At 63.2% G+C, this 21,330-nt stretch carries 19 protein-coding genes; 11 read left to right on the top strand and 8 right to left on the bottom strand.

Annotated features, from left to right (window positions below; all coding sequences use genetic code 11):
• Positions 1-60: 60 nt before the first annotated feature.
• The 4 genes from IFT60_RS21820 to IFT60_RS21805 all read right to left on the bottom strand — a co-directional run bounded on the left by IFT60_RS21820 (position 61) and on the right by IFT60_RS21805 (position 6,335).
• Positions 61-765, bottom strand: a complete 705-nt coding sequence (locus IFT60_RS21820; protein WP_192055666.1) for a transposase — start codon at positions 763-765, stop codon at positions 61-63.
• 302 nt (positions 766-1,067) lie between these two features.
• Positions 1,068-1,748 carry a response regulator transcription factor gene (locus IFT60_RS21815; protein WP_192055663.1) on the bottom strand — a complete coding sequence of 227 codons (681 nt, stop codon included), beginning with the start codon at positions 1,746-1,748 and terminating at the stop codon, positions 1,068-1,070.
• A 20-nt stretch (positions 1,749-1,768) separates the two neighbouring features.
• Positions 1,769-2,959 carry a PAS domain-containing sensor histidine kinase gene (locus IFT60_RS21810; RefSeq protein ID WP_192055660.1) on the bottom strand — a complete coding sequence of 397 codons (1,191 nt, stop codon included), beginning with the start codon at positions 2,957-2,959 and terminating at the stop codon, positions 1,769-1,771.
• 259 nt (positions 2,960-3,218) lie between these two features.
• Positions 3,219-6,335, bottom strand: a complete 3,117-nt coding sequence (locus IFT60_RS21805) for a DEAD/DEAH box helicase (protein WP_192055658.1) — start codon at positions 6,333-6,335, stop codon at positions 3,219-3,221.
• Positions 6,336-6,548: 213 nt separating this feature from the next.
• On the opposite strand from IFT60_RS21805, the gene IFT60_RS21800 reads away from it, so the two are divergent.
• Positions 6,549-8,903: a Tex family protein gene (locus IFT60_RS21800; RefSeq protein ID WP_192055656.1), complete on the top strand. Its 2,355-nt coding sequence runs from the start codon at positions 6,549-6,551 to the stop codon at positions 8,901-8,903.
• A 211-nt stretch (positions 8,904-9,114) separates the two neighbouring features.
• Here IFT60_RS21800 and IFT60_RS21795 read toward each other — a convergent pair whose 3' ends face one another.
• The gene (locus tag IFT60_RS21795) at positions 9,115-9,423 is read right to left on the bottom strand and encodes a hypothetical protein (RefSeq protein ID WP_192055654.1); all 309 of its coding nucleotides are present in this window, start codon (positions 9,421-9,423) and stop codon (positions 9,115-9,117) included.
• Between the two features lie 122 nt (positions 9,424-9,545).
• Here IFT60_RS21795 and grxD point away from each other — a divergent pair, with 122 nt between their 5' ends.
• Entirely contained in the window at positions 9,546-9,863 is a 318-nt protein-coding gene (grxD, locus tag IFT60_RS21790) for a Grx4 family monothiol glutaredoxin (RefSeq protein WP_192055653.1), read from the top strand.
• On the top strand, positions 9,856-10,461 hold the full coding sequence (locus tag IFT60_RS21785; RefSeq protein ID WP_192055651.1) for a UbiX family flavin prenyltransferase: 606 nt from the start codon (positions 9,856-9,858) through the stop codon (positions 10,459-10,461). The genes grxD and IFT60_RS21785 overlap by 8 nt, the downstream gene beginning before the upstream one ends.
• A 15-nt stretch (positions 10,462-10,476) precedes the next feature.
• On the opposite strand, the gene IFT60_RS21780 is transcribed toward IFT60_RS21785, so the two are convergent.
• From IFT60_RS21780 to IFT60_RS21770, 3 genes are all read right to left on the bottom strand, one after another.
• Positions 10,477-10,632 (bottom strand): hypothetical protein, encoded by a 156-nt coding sequence (locus IFT60_RS21780; protein WP_192088052.1) that lies wholly within the window; start codon positions 10,630-10,632, stop codon positions 10,477-10,479.
• Positions 10,633-10,762: 130 nt separating this feature from the next.
• Entirely contained in the window at positions 10,763-11,086 is a 324-nt protein-coding gene (locus IFT60_RS21775) for a hypothetical protein (protein WP_229511077.1), read from the bottom strand.
• A 375-nt stretch (positions 11,087-11,461) separates the two neighbouring features.
• Positions 11,462-12,514: an MBL fold metallo-hydrolase gene (locus IFT60_RS21770; RefSeq protein ID WP_192055644.1), complete on the bottom strand. Its 1,053-nt coding sequence runs from the start codon at positions 12,512-12,514 to the stop codon at positions 11,462-11,464.
• A gap of 136 nt (positions 12,515-12,650) precedes the next feature.
• Here IFT60_RS21770 and IFT60_RS21765 point away from each other — a divergent pair, with 136 nt between their 5' ends.
• The 8 genes from IFT60_RS21765 to IFT60_RS21730 all read left to right on the top strand — a co-directional run bounded on the left by IFT60_RS21765 (position 12,651) and on the right by IFT60_RS21730 (position 21,330).
• Positions 12,651-13,064, top strand: a complete 414-nt coding sequence (locus tag IFT60_RS21765) for a MerR family transcriptional regulator (RefSeq protein WP_192055642.1) — start codon at positions 12,651-12,653, stop codon at positions 13,062-13,064.
• A gap of 115 nt (positions 13,065-13,179) precedes the next feature.
• A complete protein-coding gene (locus IFT60_RS21760; RefSeq protein WP_192055640.1) occupies positions 13,180-14,364 on the top strand; it encodes an isovaleryl-CoA dehydrogenase in 1,185 nt (394 codons plus the stop codon).
• A gap of 218 nt (positions 14,365-14,582) precedes the next feature.
• Entirely contained in the window at positions 14,583-16,400 is a 1,818-nt protein-coding gene (aceK, locus tag IFT60_RS21755; RefSeq protein ID WP_192055637.1) for a bifunctional isocitrate dehydrogenase kinase/phosphatase, read from the top strand.
• The gene (locus IFT60_RS21750) at positions 16,397-17,596 is read left to right on the top strand and encodes an acetyl-CoA C-acyltransferase (RefSeq protein WP_192055635.1); all 1,200 of its coding nucleotides are present in this window, start codon (positions 16,397-16,399) and stop codon (positions 17,594-17,596) included. Before aceK ends, IFT60_RS21750 begins: the two co-directional genes overlap by 4 nt.
• Positions 17,597-17,798: 202 nt before the next feature.
• Positions 17,799-18,467: an SDR family oxidoreductase gene (locus tag IFT60_RS21745; RefSeq protein WP_192055633.1), complete on the top strand. Its 669-nt coding sequence runs from the start codon at positions 17,799-17,801 to the stop codon at positions 18,465-18,467.
• Between the two features lie 29 nt (positions 18,468-18,496).
• Positions 18,497-19,624, top strand: coding sequence for an acyl-CoA dehydrogenase family protein (locus IFT60_RS21740; protein WP_192055631.1), 1,128 nt, complete (start codon positions 18,497-18,499; stop codon positions 19,622-19,624).
• Positions 19,624-20,184 (top strand): GNAT family N-acetyltransferase, encoded by a 561-nt coding sequence (locus tag IFT60_RS21735; protein WP_229511076.1) that lies wholly within the window; start codon positions 19,624-19,626, stop codon positions 20,182-20,184. Before IFT60_RS21740 ends, IFT60_RS21735 begins: the two co-directional genes overlap by 1 nt.
• Before the next feature lie 141 nt (positions 20,185-20,325).
• A complete protein-coding gene (locus IFT60_RS21730) occupies positions 20,326-21,330 on the top strand; it encodes an MORN repeat-containing protein (protein ID WP_192055628.1) in 1,005 nt (334 codons plus the stop codon).

Raw genomic sequence — 21,330 nt, 5'->3', positions numbered from 1 at the left:
TTGCGAAAATTTGATTCAAGGCGGGCTCGGCAGCAGAAAATTGCTGCCGGTTTGGCGTCATTACGAGGCTTGAACTGGCGGTGTCTTGAATGGACGGCCGCGCTTGGCCGGCAGGATACGGCGCTGGGTCTGCTGCTCGAGCGCGATCTTGAAAGCCTGGGTGCCGAGCGGCTGGCCTTTCTGGACGGCGTCGGCGATCTGTGCCAGTTCATCCGGGCCGATCCCCTGCCCGACCAGGTCAATGTAGGCCGCCTCGCGCTGGAATGGGGTATTGCCCAGCTCCCAGAAGCGGGCATGGTCGGTGATCACGGGGTCGGCATGCATGCCGGCGTGGTGACGGTAGCTCGACCAGGCATACGCGCCCGCTTCGCCCGTTTCTCCTTCGCGCAACGGCGCCAGCTCGATGAAGCGGCAGCACATCAGGAAGTGGGCGTCGGTCGCGACCACGGCGGTGCGGAAGCGCCCCTCGAACAGGCCGCCGGCGCGGTCGTATTTGCCGTTGTACCAGGGCACGTAGAAGCGCCCCAGCTTTTGCATCATCGCCGCCAGGCCTTCTTCCGTTTCTGGCGTGGCCAGCAGGTGCAGGCGGGTCGGCAGCAAGGCGTAGGCGTGGATCGCGACGCGATAAAACCGGGCCGCTTCGGCCAGCCAGGCGAGGAAGCGTTCGTAGTCTGCCGGCGCGCGGAAAATCAATTGGCGGTCGTTGCCGCGCTGGAGGATGTGGTGCGGGTGCTTGGGGAGGATCAGGCGGGGTTGGCGGGCCATGGCATGGGGGTGGTTAAGCGCTAGGCGGCCATTCTAGCGCGGCGGCGGCACCATGTCCCCGATTTATTTCAGTAGCTGTGTTCTCAGCAATTACTCTGTCCCGCTTTTGTAGGGTGGGCTCGGCCCACGCGGTGCGGCGCATGCCAGTCGAAAACGTGTTTCGACCATCAGCCGTGGTACCGCGTGGGCAGAGCCCACCCTACGAGAACCTTCACAGTTGAAAACGCGTTTCGACCAACAACCGTGGCACCGCGTGGACAGAGTCCACCCTACGGACACCACCAATCCGATGGTAACGCGCGTTATGCGAGCGTGAACCCGGCGGAGAGGCTATAGCCTTCGCCGTACGCGCTACGCAGCGGCAACTCCTGGCCCAGCGCCGTTCGCGTCTTCTTGCGCAGGCGATACACCAGCATGTCGACGCGGCGGCTGGCATCCGGATCGTCGCCCCCCATGCCGGCGACGATCGTCGCGCGCGGTACCGGGCGGGTGTTGATCGTCAACAGGTGCAAAAAGTTAAATTCCTTTTCGGTCAGGTCGATCACCTTGCCCATCAGCTCGAGCTGGCGCGCGCTGACGCGCAAGGTCCATTTCACCGGCGCCGGCGCCGGTTCGCTCGGGCGCACGCGCCGGCCCAGCGCTTCGATGTGGGCCGCCAGTTCCGGAAATTTGATCGGCTTCGTCAGGTAATGATCGGCGCCCAGCTGCAGGCCGAGGATGCGGTTGTCGAATGCGACGCGTCCGGTCAGCACCAATAAACCAATCTCGGGGTACAGCTGGCGCATGCGCGGGATCACCGTAAAACCGTCTTCGTCCGGCAAGCCGAGGTCGAGCACCACGACGGCCGCCGGGGTGCGCGTCAGCGCCGCCCACATTTCTCCGGCGGAGGTGGCGATGGTGACGTCATGCTCGAGTTCGCGCAGGAAATCGGCCATGTCGCCGGCGTAGTCGCCGTTGTCTTCCACAATCAGTATCTGCGTCATGGGTGTGCGATCTTGTTGTATTAAGTATTGCCAGATGGTGGCAGGGCCATTGCCGGCGCCGTTGTACCGACGGGCGCCGGATTATCCGGGCTGGCTGCCTGACGCGCAAGCTGGCGGGCGCCGGCAACCGGCAGCCAGATGCGAAATTCGGCGCCGCCGCCTTGCGGTGTGACCAGGCTCAGCACGCCGCCGTGCACTTCGACGATCGAGCGCGCCATGTACAGGCCCAGGCCGCTGCCCGGCATGCCGGCCGCGTTCGCACCGCGATAAAACTTGTCGAACACATGCGCCTGCTCGTCCCGGGCCACGCCGGGGCCGTGGTCGCGCACCGCCAGTTCGATACCGCTGGCCGCCAGGCGCCCGCCCAGCTCGACCGGCGACGCCGGTGGCGAATAAGCGATGGCATTGTCGATCAGCACTTTTAACGCCAAGCGTAAGCCCTCCGGCTCGCAGCGCAGGGTCGGCGGCAGCTCGCGCGTCTTGATGCTGGCCACCCGGCCGGCGGCGCGCAATTGGGCAAGCCCTTCTTCCAGCAAGGCGCGCGGCGCCAGCGAAGTCGGCTGGCGGGTGCTGCCGATGCCGGCCATGCGCTCGGGCGACAGGTAATCGTCGAGCATGGCAATCAGGCGGTCGGTGGCGACGGCGATCTTGCGGTAGCGCGCACGCGTCGCCTCGTCGGCATGGGCGCAAGTCGCCTCCAGGCGCTGGATGGCGCCGTCGATGGTCGACAGCGGGGTGCGAAATTCGTGGTTCAGCATGCTGGCGAAACGTTTTTGTTCGGCTTCGCGCAAGCGCCGCGGCGACAGGTCGCGCACCAGGCCGACCAGCGCCTGCGGCCGGCCAGCGGCGTCGCACAGTACCGACGAGATGATCTCGACCGGCACCGGATAGCCGTGCGCGCCCTGGAATTCGGCTTCGCGCACCAGGCGCAGGCGGCTGCGGTCGCCGGCGCGCAGGCGCCGCATGCGTTCCGGCAAGCCGGTGCACAAGGCCGCCAGCGGACCGCTTTCTCCAGGCCGCAAACCAGCCGCGACTTCGGCGGGGGTGTAGCCCACCAGCTGTTCGATGGCGGGGCTGACATAGAGCAGCTGGCCGCTGGCGCAATCGATGCTGAAGGCGATATCGCCGCCGATTTCAGCGATGACACGGAATTGCTCCGCCAGCGTCACAGCGGCGCTGCCGGAACCGTCGTTGCTGACGCTGGCGTTCATCGAGCACACCTTTTAAATATAGGGAAAATCAATGGGCCAGAATGCAAGCCGCAAAGGAGTATATCGCCGCGCCACCCCTTCTGTATAGGTAAGCGTTGCAGCGCTGGTGATTAATTAAAACTGCTGTCATTACAATATTGTTAAATATTTTTTAATATACGGCTATTTTGCCGAATTCTATTCACGCGGCATAAAAGCGGCGAGCGCGGACGAAAAAAAGGCCCGCACGCGGCGGGCCTGGGAGAGCGTCCAAACACCGTTATTGTTCGTCGAGCGGTGCGAAGATCGCCTGTAAATCTTCCTGGGTGAGCGCCATTTTCTGCGATTCGCCCTCGGCCAGGATCGAGTTGGCCAATTCCGATTTCTTTTGCTGCAGCAGCTGGATCTTCTCTTCCAGCGTGCCTTTCGCAATCAGTTTATAGACGAATACCGGCTTGTCCTGGCCGATGCGCCAGGCGCGGTCGGTGGCCTGGTTTTCCGCCGCCGGGTTCCACCATGGATCGTAGTGGATGACGGTATCGGCCGCGGTCAGGTTCAGGCCGACGCCGCCCGCCTTGAGGCTGATCAGGAAGATCGGCACCGCGCCCTGCTGGAAGGCGGCGACTTGCGCCGAGCGGTCGCGCGTTTCTCCGGTGAGGATCGCGTAGCGGATGCCGCGCGCCGCCAGTTCTTCTTCGATCAGCGCCAGCATGCTGGTGAACTGCGAGAACACCAGGATCTTGCGGCCCTCTTCCAGTAAATCGTCGACCATCTGCATCAGGTCCGTCAATTTGGCGGAAATCGCAGCCGTGTTCTTTTTCGACGGCATCGCTTTTACGAGACGCGGATCGCAGCAGACCTGGCGCAGTTTCAATAACGCCTCCAGGATCACGATCTGGCTGCGCGCTACGCCCTTGCGGTCGATTTCTTCGCGCACCTTCTTGTCCATCGCCAGGCGCACGGTTTCGTACAGGTCGCGCTGCGGGCCGGTCAATTCGACGCGGCGTACCATTTCCGTTTTCTGCGGCAGTTCTTTTGCAACGTTGTCTTTCGTACGGCGCAGCAGGAAGGGACGGATGCGGCGGTTCAGCAAGGCGCGCCGTACCGGATCGTCCTGGCGTTCGATCGGGTGGCGGAATTGGGTATTGAACGCCTTTTCTTCGCCCAGCAGGCCCGGTAGCAGGAAATGGAATTGCGACCAGAGTTCGCCCAGGTGGTTTTCCAGGGGCGTGCCGGTCAGGCACAGGCGGTGGCGCGCGTCGAGCGAGCCGGCCGTCTGCGCCGCTTTCGAGCGGGTGTTCTTGATGTAGTGCGATTCGTCCAGGATCACCAGGTGGTAATGGTGCTCGCGCAGCTTTTCCTCGTCGCGCGGCAGCAAGGCATAGGTAGTGAGCACGATGTCAGCTTGCTCGATCTGGTCGAACAGGTCGACCCGTTCTTTGCCCTGCAGCAGCAGCACCTTTAAACTTGGAGCGAAGCGCGCGGCTTCTTCCTGCCAGTTCGTCATCAGGCTGGTCGGCGCGATCACCAGGGCCGGGCTGGTCAGGCGGCCGGCTTCCTTTTCGGTGAGAATGTGCGCCAGCGTCTGCACGGTTTTACCGAGGCCCATGTCGTCGGCCAGGATGCCGGCCAGGTCGTATTCGCGCAGGAACTGCATCCACGACAGGCCGTCGAGCTGGTAGTCGCGCAGCGTCGCCTGCAGGCCGGCCGGCGCCGCCACCTTTTTGACGGAACCGAACTGGCTGAGTTTACGGCCGGTTTCGCGTAACTGCTCGCCGCCGGACCAATGCATCTCGACGCCGCGCGCCAGCTCTTCCAGCCGGCTCGCGTCCAGCGTCGACAGGCGCACGCGGCTCTTGATCTTGTCGTTGAAATACAGCTCGCCCAGCGTCGCCAGGATCGGTTTTACGCGCGCCCATGGCAGGGCCACGCGCAAGCCTTCGGGCAGGGTAGCCAGCATCTGGTCGGTTTCGCCATGCGCGGCCAATACGGCCGGGTCGAAATCCGTCGGCGCGTTGCGGATCAGCTGCACCAGCACCGGCAACAGCGGCACGCGCTTGCGGTTGACGACGATGCCCAGTTCCAGTTCGAACCAGGCTTTGCCGGCTTCTTCCGGCTCGTCGATCTCGGCATACCAGTCTTCGACCGGCACCACGTCGTAGCGGTATTTCGTTGATTTTTGCAGGTGCCAGTCGGCATCGAGCAGGGTGTCGAGGTCGTTTTCGGCGAAGCGCAGCCAGTGCGCCTGGCTTTCCAGCTGCACCGCGCCGGCCACAGCCGACAAGGGCGTGGTCGCCGGCTTGCGGAAACCGAGTTCGGTCAGGGTATCGAGGGCCGCTGCTTCGGCCGCCGCATCGCGCTCGATGATTTCGGTGACGTCGCCGATCTGCCGCACCACGCGCTGCGACGGATCGAAGGAAACGCGCTGGCCGTCGTAATCGAAGGACAGCACGGCGAAATCGTGCCAGCGCTGGGTGCCGGTGTCGGCCAGCGCCACCGAATCGAGCAGCAGGAAGGGTTGCGGTTTGACGTCGGTGCGCAAGCGCTGCGTCAGCGGCTGCGGCAGCGGCATCAATTCCTGCAAGCCATGCGCCAGCAACAGTTGCGAGACGCGCTTTTTATCGTTGCCCATCAGGACCGGGGCTTGCGCCACCAGCGCTTGCAGTTCGGCCAGCGAAATGTCGACGCCGCCGCGGTTCAGGTTCAGGGGGCCGCAGGACAGGTTGTCGATATACCACGGCGGATCGGTCGGCAGCATGTAGTCGATCAGGTCCGCGCCCGGGTGGGTGGCGCCATTGGCCGGTTCCACCGACCAGCCGAGCTTGGCGGCACGGCCTTCGTCGCGCCAGGCCAGGTTCGCTTGCCGGGTCGGGCCGCCCTGCAGCGGATAGACCAGGCCATTCGCCATGTCCGCCCACGAGTTTGCCCACAGCAGCTTACCCTGGCGCAGCAGCAGGTCGAGCAGGATGGCGCCCACTTTCCCCTTCGGTTCGGTGGCGCTGGTGCTTTGCGAGGAGCCGCTGCGCATCGCGATAAAGAACCGCACCAGGTCTTCGTCCTCGCCTTCGAGGTAAGCGGGCGGCGCGGACAACAGCGAGAAGACTTCGTTCACGGGACTGGCGGCGGCCACTTCACCGTTCGGACGCAGGCGCGCCTTGCACAGGCAGATGGCGACGTGACGCCCGCCGCTGGTAGGCGCCATCACGTAGACGAACTTGTACTGGACGGCCTTGGGATCGGCCACTTCGGCGATCAGCTTCGGTTGCGGATGCGCCGCCGCCTCCACCCGTTGCAGCCAGGTCGCCACCGGTGCGGGCAATGCGGGCGCGCGTGCCGGCGTCGCGCGCGGTGCCGGGGCATCGTTCGCGTGTTCGCGTGGGAAATCAACTGTGTGCATTGGGTCCTTGAACCTGTATGAAAAAAAACAACAAACACCATTATCTCTCATACGGGCACTTCAGTTTTGTTCGGAATCGCACCTTGCCGAGAAATCTTTACGAAACGAAACCCGTAGAAGCTCAGGTTTCGCACGTTCGGCGGGGACTGTCAAGACTGGCGCTTCGCGCGCGTTTGCGTAACACTGCCCGCCTGACCCACAGATTGTTTGCCCATGCTGCCTTCCATCGAACAACGCCTCGCCATCGAACTGGCCGCCAAGCCGGCGCAAGTTGCCGCCGCCATCGCCCTGCTCGACGAGGGCGCCACCGTCCCCTTCATCGCCCGTTACCGCAAGGAAGCCACTGGTGGCCTCGACGACATCCAATTGCGCCTGCTGGAAGAGCGCCTGCGCTACCTGCGCGAGCTGGAAGACCGGAGAAGCGCCATCATCGCGTCGATCACCGAGCAGAACAAGATGACGCCGGAACTGCTGCAATCGATCGCGCTGGCCGAGGATAAAACCCGGCTCGAGGACCTGTACCTGCCGTATAAGCAGAAGCGCCGTACCAAGGCGCAGATCGCGGTCGAAGCGGGTTTGTCTCCACTGGCCGACGATTTACTGGCCGATCCGGCGCGTAACCCGGAAGAAGAAGCCGCTAAATATCTGCGCGAAGCCTTCAGCAATGCCGACGGCGTCAACAACCCGGGCGTGCCGGACACCAAAGCGGCGCTCGATGGCGCGCGCCAGATCCTGATGGAGCGTTTCGCCGAAGACGCGACGCTGCTGCAATCGCTGCGCGAATACGTGCAGGAACACGGCGTGGTCGAATCGAAGGTCGTCACCGGCAAGCAGGACGAGGGAGAGAAATTCGCCGATTATTTCGACTATTCGGAGACGCTCGCTACCGTCCCCTCGCACCGCGCGCTGGCGCTGATGCGCGGACGCCGCGAAGGCATCCTCGACGTCGTGCTGCGCCTCGACACCGAAGCGGAAAAGCCGAAATGGGATGCGCCGCACAATCCGTGCGAAAGCCGCATCGCCGCCCGTTTCGGCATCAAGGGCGCCGGCCGTCCAGCCGACAAATGGCTGCTCGATACCGCACGCTGGACCTGGCGTGTGAAAAGTTTCATGTACATCGAGACCGAACTCATGGGCGCGCTGCGCGACAAGGCGGAACTCGACGCGATCAACGTCTTCGCGCGCAACCTGAAATCGTTGTTACTGGCCGCCCCGGCCGGCCAGCGCGCCACCATGGGCCTGGATCCGGGCTTGCGCACCGGCGTCAAGGTGGCGGTGGTCGACGCCACCGGCAAAGTGGTCGACACCGCCACCATTTATCCGCACCAGCCGAGAAATGACTGGGACGGTTCGCTGCACGTGCTCGGCCAACTGGCGGCGAAGCACAACGTGTCGCTGATCTCGATCGGCAACGGCACTGCCTCGCGCGAGACCGACAAGCTGGCGCAGGATTTGATTAAAGCCCGGCCGGAATTGAAACTGACGAAGATCGTCGTCTCGGAAGCGGGCGCCTCGGTGTATTCGGCTTCCGAATTCGCTTCGCGCGAATTGCCCGACCTGGACGTGTCGATCCGCGGCGCGGTGTCGATTGCGCGCCGCCTGCAGGATCCACTGGCGGAACTGGTCAAAATCGATCCGAAGTCGATCGGTGTCGGCCAGTACCAGCACGACGTCTCGCAAACCCAGCTGGCGCGTTCGCTCGATGCCGTGGTCGAGGATTGCGTGAACGCGGTCGGCGTCGACGTGAACACGGCCTCGGCGCCGCTGCTGGCGCGCGTGTCGGGCCTGTCGTCGAGCGTGGCCCAGAGCATCGTCAGCTACCGCGACATGAAGGGCGCGTTCGCCTCGCGCGCGGCCTTGAAAGCCGTGCCGCGCCTGGGCGATAAAACCTTCGAACAGGCAGCGGGTTTCTTGCGCGTGATGGGTGGCGAGAATCCGCTCGACGCCTCGGCGGTGCACCCGGAATCGTATCCGGTCGTGCAAAAAATCCTGGCGGACGTCAAGCGCGACATGCGCGCCGTGGTCGGCGACAGTGGGCTCATTAAAAGCCTGAATCCGGCCAAGTATGCGGACGACAAATTCGGCGTGCCGACCGTGACCGACATCCTGAAAGAGCTGGAAAAGCCGGGCCGCGACCCGCGCCCCGAGTTCACCACCGCGACGTTCAAGGAAGGCGTCGAGGAGATCAGCGACCTGCGCCCGGACATGATCCTCGAAGGCGTCGTCACCAACGTGGCGGCGTTCGGCGCATTCGTCGACATCGGCGTGCACCAGGATGGCCTGGTGCATATCTCGGCGCTGTCGAACACCTTCGTTAAAGATCCGCACACGGTGGTGAAAGCGGGCCAGGTGGTGAAAGTCAAGGTGCTGGAAGTCGATCCAAAACGTAAACGCATTGCGCTGACCATGCGCCTGACGGATACGGCGCCGCAGCCGGGCGCGCAACCGCAGCAGCGCGCCGACCGCGAAGACCGCAAGCGTGTGGCCCAGCATGGGCGCCAGGAACGGCCCGCCGACAAGGATGCGGGCGGCGCAATGGCGGCGGCGTTTGCGAAGTTACGTAAATAAGTACGCAAATAAGCGGCAGCCGCCGGCAGTGGCGCACCGTCGGGCGGGCATGCCCGCGCGTCGTGCCGATGCATACCGCAACGCTGCGCGCCGCCCTAAAATGCATGATGATCGTGGACCAGCGGCCCAGCGGAGCCGCTGCCCGTCACACGGTGACCGCGTGGGCACAAGTGTCCACCCTACGCATCTGTCAACGATGGCTTAACAACAATCATCCAAAAAACTGCGCCATCTCCGGCACGCGTTTCACCAGGATGCCGAACACATACAGCGCCAGGCAAGCCAGCCCGATCTTGTTCATGCGCGCGCGGCTCATGCCCGGCTGGCCAGTCTTCTTGATATACAAAGCGTCGCGCAGCAGCACGGCTGCGTAGATCGTCAGCGCCAGGCCGGTAATGATCACACCGGTGCCGCCGCCGCGGATGCCGCTGACGATGTCGAAGATGCCGACAAAGCCGAGCACGACAGTCAATACGAGGTTGAACGCGGCGGACGGCGCGGCTTTGGGAGCTTGTTGCATGGAATTCCTGGATTGTTGGCACAAGTGAAACCAGCCGATCATACCGCAGGCGGCAATGCACCGTCGCGGTCGATTTCTTATAGAATGACGCCATCTCCCCATTTCTCACCGAAGGCAAGCACATGAGCGACGTTCAAACCTGGATCAAAGACACCGTGACCACGACCCCGGTCGTGCTGTTCATGAAGGGCACCGCCCAATTTCCGCAATGCGGCTTTTCCGGCCGCGCCATCCAGATCCTGAAAGCCTGCGGCGTCGATAACATCGCCACCGTCAATGTGCTGGAAGATCCGGAAGTGCGCCAGGGCATCAAGGACTATTCGAACTGGCCAACCGTTCCACAGCTGTACGTGAACGGCGAATTCATCGGTGGCACCGACATCATGAACGAGATGTACGCGTCGGGCGAACTGCAGGCGCTGTTCCCGAAAAATGCCTGATCCACGGCCTCGTCGGATCGTCGTCGGCATCACCGGCGCGACCGGCGCGGTCTATGGCGTGCGCCTGCTCGCGCGCCTGCAAGCAGTACCCGGCGTCGAGACCCATCTGGTGGTCTCCGACGCCGCCTCCTTGACCCTGCATCAGGAAGTCGGCATGCAGCGGCGCGACGTCGAGGCATTGGCTGACGTCGTCCATAAGAATCGGGAAATCGGCGCTTCGATTGCCAGTGGGTCGTTCCAGACCGACGGCATGGTGATTGCGCCCTGTTCGATGAAAACCCTGGCGGCGGTGGCCCACGGCCTGGCCGACAACCTGGTGGCACGCGCGGCCGATGTCATCCTCAAGGAACGGCGCCGGCTGGTCTTGATGGTGCGCGAAACGCCGCTGAACCTGGCGCACCTGCGCAACATGACGGCGGTGACGGAAATGGGCGGGATCATCTTCCCACCGCTGCCGAGCTTTTATCATCGCCCGGCCAGTATCGACGAGATGGTCGACCATACGCTCGACCGGGTGCTCGATTTAATGGGCGTCGAGAATGCCGCGGCGCCGCGCTGGTCCGGCATGCGCTCTGCGCCGGACTCATCCGCCAACTAACGCAGCGCGCGCTCGTCAGCGTTTGTAGTGGTCGCTGTCGCCCGCTTTTTTCAATTCCCGTGCTTCTTCCAGCATGCGGCGCTGGGCAATGCGCTTGCGCATCACCTCGGCATGGCGCGCGGCCGTCATCGGCGGCGCGGTCATGAGTTCTTTCAGCTGGGCAGTGTTCATGTAATTGCTTTTCATTGGCGCACGATCCTCGGCTGTGGGAAGTCGATTATGCGCCAACGCTGGCAATTTGTACTGCACGACCAGGAAGAAAATTTGTAAGAGGAAACGCAGTCGTGACGAAGGCGCGGGCTTACTTTTGCGGAACCGGGTGGTTCAGGCGTACCAGCATACGGATGAACTCGCGTGCCAGCTGGCGGTGATGCTCGTCGAGGCGCTGCAGGTCGGCGATCAGCTTGACGTCGGCCGATTCGAAACGCGCGCTGGCACTGCCCTCGGCTTGCGCGCCGGGCGCCTCGGCGCCGCCAAAGCGCAGCCAGTCGGCAGGCACGCCCAGCCACTGGGCAATCATGCGCAGCTTTTCCTGGGTCGGAATGGCTTCGCCCACCAGCCATTTGCGGGCCGCATGCACCGTGATCGGACGACCTTCGAAGCGAATGTTAAATTCGCGCGCCAATCGTGTCGGGCTGTCCGGTGAATAATGTGCGTTTTTCAGCGCTTGCTGGAGACGCTCACTAAAGCTCTCCCGTTCGTTCGTGGAATTCATGATGGCACTATTTCATGCTCGACCACAAATGTCAGTCAATGGGCTGTAAATACCATTTGTAACATTTATTAAATCGAAGACTTAACAAAGAAGTGGAAATTGAATAGCAATTGCGCGCAAAGGCGCATCATGCCATAAAATTTCCAAGATGCATGAATGTATCCTATTTGTGTCCGTACGGAAATAATAGTTGTGTCGCGTGCGCGACATGCGCCTCCGGCCGAGGGCCGTTGCACAGGATGCGCGTGGGACAGGACGCCCCAGGCGGATCCGGCGAAGAATCGTTCAGGTCAGGTGGAACCGAATCACGCCATCGGCGCCGGTTACCCGCTTTAACATACCATCATTCCAAAGTTTGTGCAGGTGCGCGAGTGCCTCGCCCAGGGCAAAACTGAGCTGGTGGGCATCGAGTGGACGGCGGAACATGAGCGGCACGATGTCCATGGCGCTGACCGGCTTCCGGCAGGCTTCCTGCACCTCGGCCAAGCGCGCCACATGGTGTGCGCGCAACTGCTCGATGCGCGTGTGCAAGCCATGAAAGGGTTTACCGTGCGAGGGCAGCACCAGCACATCCGCCGGCAAGTCCGCAAATTTATCGAGCGAGTCGAGGTATTGCTGCAGCGGGTTGCCTTCCGGTTCGACGGCGAACACGGAGACGTTGGTCGAAATGCGCGGCAAGACCATGTCGCCCGAGATCAGGACGTTCAATTCTTGCGAATACAGCGAGGCGTGTTCCGGCGAATGGCCAAAACCGGTGATCACGCGCCAACGCACGTTGCCGATAGCGACAGTCTGGCCATCTTGCAGGCGTGTATACGCGTCCGGCACGCTCGGCACCAGCGACGGATAGTAATTACGGCGGCTGCGCATCTGTTCGAGCATGGCGGGGTCGCACAGGCCATGGCGCTCGAAGTGGGGAATCGCCGAGGGGCCATCGACGCCCGGCAAGGCGGCCGCCATCATGCGGGCGAAACCGAATTCGCCGGCCGTCAGCCAGAACGGTGCTTCAAAACGCGTGCACAGCCAGCCGGACAGGCCGACGTGATCCGGGTGGCAATGGGTTGCCAGTACGCGCAGCACGGGCGCGCCCCCCATCGGGCCTTCGAACACGTGTTCCCAGTTGGCGCGGGTGAGCTCATTCGCCACGCCGCAATCGATGACGGTGTAGCCGCTGCGCCCTTCCCGTTCGTCGTCCAACAGCCACAGGTTGATGTGGTCGAGCGCGAACGGCAGCCCCATGCGCAGCCAGCCGAGACCAGGCGCCACGGCGCGCACGCTGCCGGGGGCAGGCAATTCGTCGCCAAACGGATAACGCAACTGGGCTTCGAGCGGATTCATGTTCGACAATCTTTCGTGGTTATGCAATGCGGGCGCGCTACAATGTGTTGACGTTGACGTAAACGGAAACACCAGACAGGAATTTTAAGCGATTCCACGTTTTGCCACTTTCAGCCGCACGAAGTACTCTACGGAAATGCCCACGACCTACACCATCGCCGAACTGGCGCGCGAATTCGACATCACCGCACGCGCGATCCGCTTCTATGAAGACCAGGGGTTATTAAGCCCCAGCCGCGAAGGCGTGGGCGGACGCAACCGCGTCTACACGCCGCGCGACCGTACCCGTTTAAAGTTGACGCTGCGCGGCAAGCGCCTCGGCCTGACGCTGTCGGAAATCAAGAGCATCGTCGACATGTACGAGTCGCCGAAAGATACCGTTGCCCAGATCGACCGCTTTCTCGGCATCCTGGCGCACCAGCGCGAAACGCTCGAGCAGCAACGCGCCGACATCGAGATGGCACTGGAAGAAATTTCCGCGCATGAGGAAGAATGCCGGCGCCTGCTGGCCGACAGCGCCACGCCGACCGGCGCCAGCGAAGCCGCCTGATTCCACGGCAAGCCGAGGGGGCTTGCTTTACTCGCTGCTTGACGTTTACGTTAACGTCACACGCGAGTATCATGCGAACTGCCATTTACCATTCCCCGCTCACCGAGAGGACGACATGCTGCATCTTCCAGGCTTGACCTTTGACCATGGCGAAGACATCGCCGCGCTGCGCGAAGCAGTCCAACAGTTCGCGGCCGCCGAAATCGCCCCACGTGCGGCGGAAATCGACCGCACCGACCAGTTCCCGATGGACCTCTGGAAGAAGATGGGCGAACTGGGCCTGCTCGGCATCACCGTCAGCGAGGAATACGGCGGCGCCAACATGGGCTACCTGGCGCACATCGTCGCCATGGAAGAAATCTCGCGCGCCTCGGCCTCGGTCGGCCTGTCGTATGGCGCCCACTCGAACCTGTGCGTGAACCAGATCAAGCGCAACGGCACCGAAGAACAAAAACAAAAATACCTGCCGAAGCTGATCTCGGGCGAACACGTCGGCGCACTGGCCATGTCCGAGCCGAACGCCGGCTCCGACGTGGTCAGCATGAAACTGAAAGCGGAATTGCGCGGCGACCGCTATGTGTTGAACGGCACCAAGATGTGGATCACCAATGGTCCCGACGCCGACACCCTGGTCGTGTATGCGAAAACCGATCTGGAGGCGGGTCCGCGCGGCATGACTGCATTCCTGATCGAAAAGGGCTATCAAGGTTTTTCGATCGCGCAGAAGCTGGATAAACTCGGCATGCGCGGCTCGCACACCGGCGAACTGGTATTCCAGGATTGCGAAGTGCCTGTGGAGAACGTGCTGGGCGGCGTCGGCAAGGGCGTCAACGTACTGATGTCGGGCCTCGATTTCGAGCGCACCGTGTTGTCGGGCGGCCCGCTCGGCATCATGGCGGCCTGCATGGATTCGGTGGTTCCCTATATTCATGAGCGCAAGCAGTTCGGCCAGGCGATCGGTGAATTCCAGCTCATGCAGGGCAAGGTGGCGGACATGTATTCGACCATGATGGCGTGCCGCGCCTACGTGTACGCGGTCGGCCAGGCTTGCGACCGCGCGACCTCGCCCGAACAGGTGCGCGCCCTGCGCAAGGACGCCGCCAGCGCCATTTTGTACAGCGCCGAAAAGGCCACCTGGATGGCCGGCGAGGCGATCCAGACGCTGGGCGGGAATGGCTATATCAACGAGTATCCGGTCGGTCGTCTCTGGCGCGATGCGAAGCTCTACGAAATCGGCGCTGGCACCAGCGAAATCCGCCGCATGCTGATCGGGCGTGAGTTGTTTAACGAGACGATGTAAAAGCAATCGGGAAATTTGCCGAAGGGATGTAGGGTGGGCGGATCCTCCGCCCACGCGGTGATAGTTGGCAGCGAGATCATCCGGCTCGGTATCAGAGCCGATAACGATCATCGCGTGGGCGGTTTTGGTCCCCCGGACCAAAACCCCCGCCCACCCTGCGTCCTGCTGCACACACAGCGAAAAATAGCCGATCACCAGACCCTGGCGCGAGACGAACGATGACACAAGCGTTCCCCAAACTGCTGTCTTCCCAGATCGCATTCGACATCGCGCGCAGTATCCTCGACGGGTTCGACAAGCATTACCGCCTGTTCCGCAGCGCCAGCCAGGCCGCGAAACGCCATTTCGAAACGGCCAACTGGGAAGTCGCCCAGCGCGCCGCGCGCGAGCGCATCGATTACTATGACCAGCGCGTGCAGGAAGCCGTGCGCGCCCTGGAGGACGAGTACGCACCCGAGGACCTGGCCGACCACGTCTGGCGCGAAATCAAGCTACATTACATCGGCCTGCTGTCCGGCCACAAGCAACCGGAACTGGCCGAAACCTTTTTCAATTCGGTCAGCTGCCACATCCTGCACCGCAGCTATTACCACAACGATTTCCTGTTCGTCCGTCCGGTGATTTCGACCGAGTACATCGAGACCGACGAACTGCTGCCGACCTACCGCGTGTATTACCCGGCCGCCGACGGCTTGCGCTTTGCCTTGCAACGCATCGTCACCAATTTCCAGCTGGCCTGCCCTTTCGCCGCGCTCGAGCGCGACGTCGCCCTGGTCGAAGCGCGCATGACCGAAGCGTTCGGCTTGCACGAGGCCGAGCCGAACCAGCAATTCCAGGTACTATCCAATCTGTTCTTCCGGAATAAAGGCGCGTATATCGTCGGCCGTGCGCTGAATGGCGCGCGCGACTATCCGTTCGTGATTCCAGTACTGCACGACGGGCGCGGCGCGCTGGTGCTCGACACGGTGCTGACCGACCCGGAACAGATCGCGCTCCTGTTCTCGTTTACGCGTGCTTATTTTTTGGTCGACATGGAAGTGCCGTCGGCCTACGTGCAATTCCTGCGCGCGCTGCTGCCGCGCAAACCGAAAAGCGAGATCTATACGCTGCTGGGCCTGCAAAAACAGGGCAAAACCCTGTTTTACCGCGATTACCTGCAGCATTTGAAGCACAGCTCGGACCGTTTTCAGAGCGCACCCGGCATTCGCGGCCTGGTGATGCTGGTCTTCGAACTGCCCTCTTTCCCTTACGTCTTCAAGGTAATCAAGGATTTCTATCCGCCGCCGAAAGAGACGACGCGCGCCCTGGTCAAGCAAAAATACCTGCTGGTCAAACACCACGACCGGGTCGGGCGCATGGCCGATACGCTCGAATATTCGGATGTCGCCTTTCCGCTGGCGCGCTTCAGTGAAGAACTGCTGGCCGAACTGCAGCGGCACACACCTTCGCTGGTCGAGCTCGAAGGCGAGCGCATCATCGTCAAGCACCTGTATATCGAGCGCCGCATGGTGCCGCTGAATATGTACCTGGCCGCGGCCGAACAAGCCGGCGACGTGGCGCGCCTCGAGCATGGCGTGCGCGAATACGGGAATGCGATCCGCGACCTGGTCGCCGCGAATATTTTTCCGGGCGATATGCTGTACAAAAATTTCGGCGTGACGCGCCAGGGCCGGGTCGTGTTTTATGACTATGACGAGATCGAATATCTGACCGATTGCGTGTTCCGCGATATTCCGGCGGCGCGCAACGAGGAAGACGAGATGGCGGCCGAGCCCTGGTACCCGATCGGCAAGCACGACGTCTTTCCCGAACAATTCGGCCGTTTCCTTCTTGGAAATGCCAAGATCCGCCACCATTTTCTGCAGTACCACGCCGACCTGTTGACGCGCACCTGGTGGCAGGCACACAAGGACCGCATCCTGGCGGGCGAGCTGGTCGACATTTATCCTTATCCGCAGCACATCCGTTTTCAGCACCCGATCACCACCCCCGGCGCCATCGAAAGAGCGCCATCCCTTTTGGAGAACCAACAATGAATGATCCAGTCGTTATCGTCGGCGCCGCCCGTACCCCGATGGGCGCCTTCCAGGGCGATTTTTCCTCGAAAACGGCGAGCGACCTCGGTGCGGTGGCAATCCAGGCCGCGGTCGAGCGCGCCGGCGTCGATCCACAATCCGTGGAACACGTCTATTTCGGTAACTGCCTGATGGCCGGACAAGGCCAGGCGCCGGCACGCCAGGCGCTCATCAAAGCCGGCCTGCCGCTGTCGACCGGCGCCGTCACCCTGTCGAAAATGTGCGGCTCGGCCATGCAGGCGGCCATCTTCGCCCACGACCAGCTGGTGGCCGGCAGCGCCGACATCGTCGTCGCCGGCGGCATGGAATCGATGACCAACGCCCCGTATTTGATCCCGAAGGCGCGCGGCGGCTACCGCATCGGCCATGCGCCGATGTTCGACCACATGATGTACGACGGCCTGGAAGATGCCTACTCGCGCAACGAGAAAACCGGCGAGGGCCGCTCGATGGGCACCTTTGCCGAAGAGTGCGTCGCGACGTACCAGTTCTCGCGCGCAGACCAGGACAATTTCGCGATCACCTCCGTGAAACGCGCGCAGGCCGCGAATAACGACGGCTCCTTCGACTGGGAAATCGCCCCGGTGTCGGTCGCTACCCGCACCGGCGAACTGCTGGTCGAAAAGGATGAGGGTCCAATGAAGGCGAAGATCGACAAAATCCCGTCGCTGAAGCCGGCATTCAAGAAGGAAGGCACCGTCACGGCCGCTTCGTCGTCGTCGATCAACGATGGCGCCGCGGCCCTGGTCATGATGCGCGAATCGAAGGCCAAGGAACTCGGTCTCACGCCGATCGCGCGCGTCATCGGCCACGCCACCCACGCGCAGGAACCGAACCTGTTCACCACCGCCCCGATCGGCGCGATGCACAAGCTGTTCAAGAAGACTGGCTGGATGGCGGGCGACGTCGACCTGTTCGAGATCAACGAAGCGTTCGCTGCCGTGCCGATGGCCGCCATGCGCGACCTCGACATCCCGCACGACAAGGTCAACATCCACGGCGGCGCCTGCGCGCTGGGCCACCCGATCGGCGCCTCGGGCGCGCGCATCATCGTCACCCTGCTCGGCGCGTTGAAAAAGACCGGCGGCAAGCGCGGCGTGGCATCGCTGTGCATTGGTGGTGGCGAGGCGACCGCGATGGCGATTGAGATGGTGTAATTTACAGGTCTCCGTTCCGGTTTCGACCACGGAGACGCTGTACCGCGTGGGCACGAGTGCCCACCCTACGGTGCACCACCGCCGCATGAATCACATCGAGATCGTGGCGTACTGTAGGGTGGGCTCTTGAGCCCACGCGGTCGTACCCCCAAACACCGCACCATTATTTTGGCCGCGAATTTGACCTGACGGGACCTACACCATGCCTACCGCTTTAATCATCGGCGCCTCGCGCGGCATCGGCCACGAACTGGTGCGCCAATACCGCCTCGAGGGCTGGCGCGTGATCGCCACCGCGCGCAAGCAACCAGACCTGGCCGAACTCGCCCAACTGGGCGCCGAGCCGCACGAACTCGACGTCACGAATGCCGACGCCATCGCCGGCCTCGGCTGGAAACTCGACGACGAAAAAATCGACACCGCCTGGCTGGTGGCCGGCCTGTACGGCCCACGCCACGACGGCTTTCCGACCCAGGACGATTTCGACAACGTGATGCACACCAACGTACTGGCGGCGATGCGCCTGCTGCCGATCGTCGCGCCGCTGGTCGCATCCACCCGCGGCAAACTCGGCGTGCTGTCCTCGCGCATGGGGTCGATCGGCAGCCGCACCGGCGGCGGCGGTTCGTTGTACCGCGCCAGCAAGGCAGCGCTGAACTCGGTGCTGCGCGATACCGCTCTCACCTTCGGCCCGCAAGGCGCCACCTGCGTCGCCTTCCACCCCGGCTGGGTCCAGACCGACATGGGCGGCCCGGGCGCGGCGATCAGCGTCGAACACAGCGTGCGCGACCTGCGCGCGACGCTGGCCAATGCGCAGCCGGATGCCAACGGCACTTTCCTGAACCACGACGGCGACCCGATTCCCTGGTAAGCCGCTCCCACGACCACAAACGAGACACCATGATCCTGACCGAAGAACACCAGATGATCCGCGACGCCCTGCGCAGCTTTGCCCAGGAGCGCCTGGCGCCGCAAGCCGCGCGCTGGGACAAGGAACACACTTTTCCGAAAGCCGAACTGAAGGAACTGGCGCAGCTGGGCGCCTTTGGCGTGGCCGTGCCCGAAGCGTACGGCGGCGCCGGCCTCGACTACGTGTCGCTGGCGCTGGTGCTGGAAGAAATCGCGGCCGGCGACGGCGGTATCTCGACCATCATCTCGGTCAACAACTGCCCGGTATGCAGCATCGCCATGATGTATGCGAACGCCGAACAGAAGGAACGCTTCCTGCGCCCGCTGGCGCAAGGCGAGATGCTGGGCGCGTTTGCGCTGACCGAGCCGCACACCGGCAGCGACGCCGCCGCGCTGCGCACCACGGCGACGCGTGACGGTGACGACTACGTCATCAACGGCACCAAGCAGTTCATCACCAGCGGCAAGTACGGCGACGTCGCCATCGTGATGGCGGTCACGGACAAGGCGGCCGGTAAAAAAGGGATCAGCGCGTTCTGGGTGCCGGTCGACACCCCCGGCTACATTGTCGCCGGCCTCGAACAGAAAATGGGCCAGCATTCCTCGGACACGGCGCAGATCGTGTTCGAGAATTGCCGCGTGCCGGCGCGTAACCTGATCGGCGAAGAGGGAATGGGCTACAAAATTGCCCTGTCCGGCCTGGAAGGTGGCCGCATCGGCATCGCCTCGCAATCGGTCGGCATGGCGCGCGCGGCTTTCGAAGCGGCCCTTAGCTACGCCAAGGAACGCGAGAGCTTCGGCAAGGCCATCTTCGAACATCAGTCGGTGCAATTCCGCCTGTCGGAAATGGCGATGCAGATCGAAGCGGCGCGCCAGCTGATCCTGCATGCGGCCTCGATGAAAGACGCCGGGCTGCCCTGCCTGAAAGAAGCGGCGATGGCGAAGCTGTTCGCTTCCGAGATGGCCGAGCGCGTCGTCTCGAACGCGATGCAGGTGTTCGGCGGCTACGGCTATGTGGCCGACTTCCCGATCGAACGCATTTATCGGGACGTGCGCGTCTGCCAGATCTACGAAGGCACCAGCGACATCCAGAAGCTCTTGATCGCGCGGGCGCTGTAATGGACGAGCGGCGCATGGAGACGGCGGCGGGCATCCATCCGGTGCAACGCGCGGACCTCCCTGCCCTGTTCGTCTACCTCGACGACCACCTGCGCGACAATGGCCGCGACGGCACCTTGCTGTTCCAGCCGATGGCGCGTGCCGAGTCCGGCTTCCCGGTCGACAAACGCGCCGGCTTCGTGACCGGCATGACCGCGCCGGTGGGCGAGCCGGGCTGGCGCCGCGCCTGGTTCGCGCTCGATGAACAAGGCCTGATCTGCGGCCACGTCGACCTGCGCGCACGGCCGGAACGGGCGGCGCGCCACCGCTGCCTGCTCGGCATGGGCGTGCACCGCGATCATCGGCGCCAGGGCCTGGGCGGCCGGCTGCTGGAGACGGCGCTGGCCTGGGCGCGCACGCAAGGCGGCATCGATTGGGTCGACCTGGAGGTCATCGCCGGCAACCTGCCTGCGCGCCGCCTGTACCAGCGCAGCGGTTTCGTCGTCACAGGCGAGATGCCCGACTTGTTCCGCATCGATGGCGAGCAGCTCGGTTACGTGTACATGACGCATAAGATCTGACGCCGGCATTGCTTTACTTGCAACGCAGGACGGTAGCATAATCATGCATTCAAGCATTGTTTTGCTTATTAACCCGGTCTCGTCATGCACATCCACTCCCGTCTTTTCGCTGTTTTCCTCGCCGCATCGGCAGTGCCTGCCATGGCTGTGGAAACGGCCTGGCTCGGCGCCACCGATTGCCGCATCGCGCCGCTCGAACCGCGCCCCGTCGGTGAAGTGAGCTGGACGGGTGGCTGTGTCGACGGTTACGCCAGCGGCAAAGGAGTACTCGCCTGGACCACCCAGCCCTTCGGCAAGACGACGCTCGAAGCGACACTGGTGCGCGGCGCGGCCAGCGGCGAGGGCGTACTCACATTCGGCAAGGTTATGTATGAGGGCACGACCAGGAACGGCATGCCGGAGGGCCAGGGCTACCTCCAGGTCGAAGACTGGGGCTGGTACGAAGGCGCGTTCGTCGCCGGCGAACCGCATGGTAAGGGCACCCACCTGAAGCTCGACCGCTCGCGTTACACCGGCGACTGGGTCCATGGCGTGCGCCACGGCCGGGGGGAAGCGACCTTCGCCACCGGCGGCAGTTACAGCGGCGAGTGGAAGAACGACGTCTTCGACGGCCAGGGCGTCATCGTCTACGCCGGCGCCGGCCACAAGTACGAGGGGCTGTTCCAGGACGGCCGCGTCGCCGGCCTGCCCGCGGCGGAGGTCGAAAAAGGCAGTTACCACACCACCGGCGGCGTGCGGTGGAGTCCCGCTCCCAAAGAGGGCACCACTTCCTCGCTGCCCATGAATGCACGCTGGGATGCGCTGACGCCGGGCCAGAAAAACGTCGTCCGCGCGGGCTATGCGGCGCTGGAAGCCGGCGACGAGCCACCGTTTCCGGCCAAGGGCCAAGGTCCCCTGTTCGACACGATCCAGCGCATGAACTACACCTTCGGCCTGGTCAAGGGCAAGCTGCTCGTATACGTGCTGGTCGGCAAGGATGGCAAGCCGCTCAGCGTGACAGCCTTCGGCGCGCCCACCGCCACCTTCGTGCGTGCATTGACGACGCAGATGATGCTGGAGCAATTCAAGCCGGCGCTGTGCAGGGGCAAGCCCTGCGACATGGTCTATCCGCTCCTGCACAGTTTTTCAGTCGGCGACGACACCTGA

The organism is Massilia sp. CFBP 13721 (genome assembly GCF_014842025.1).
GTDB lineage: Bacteria > Pseudomonadota > Gammaproteobacteria > Burkholderiales > Burkholderiaceae_D > Telluria.
This window is presented reverse-complemented; position numbering and strand designations above follow the sequence as displayed.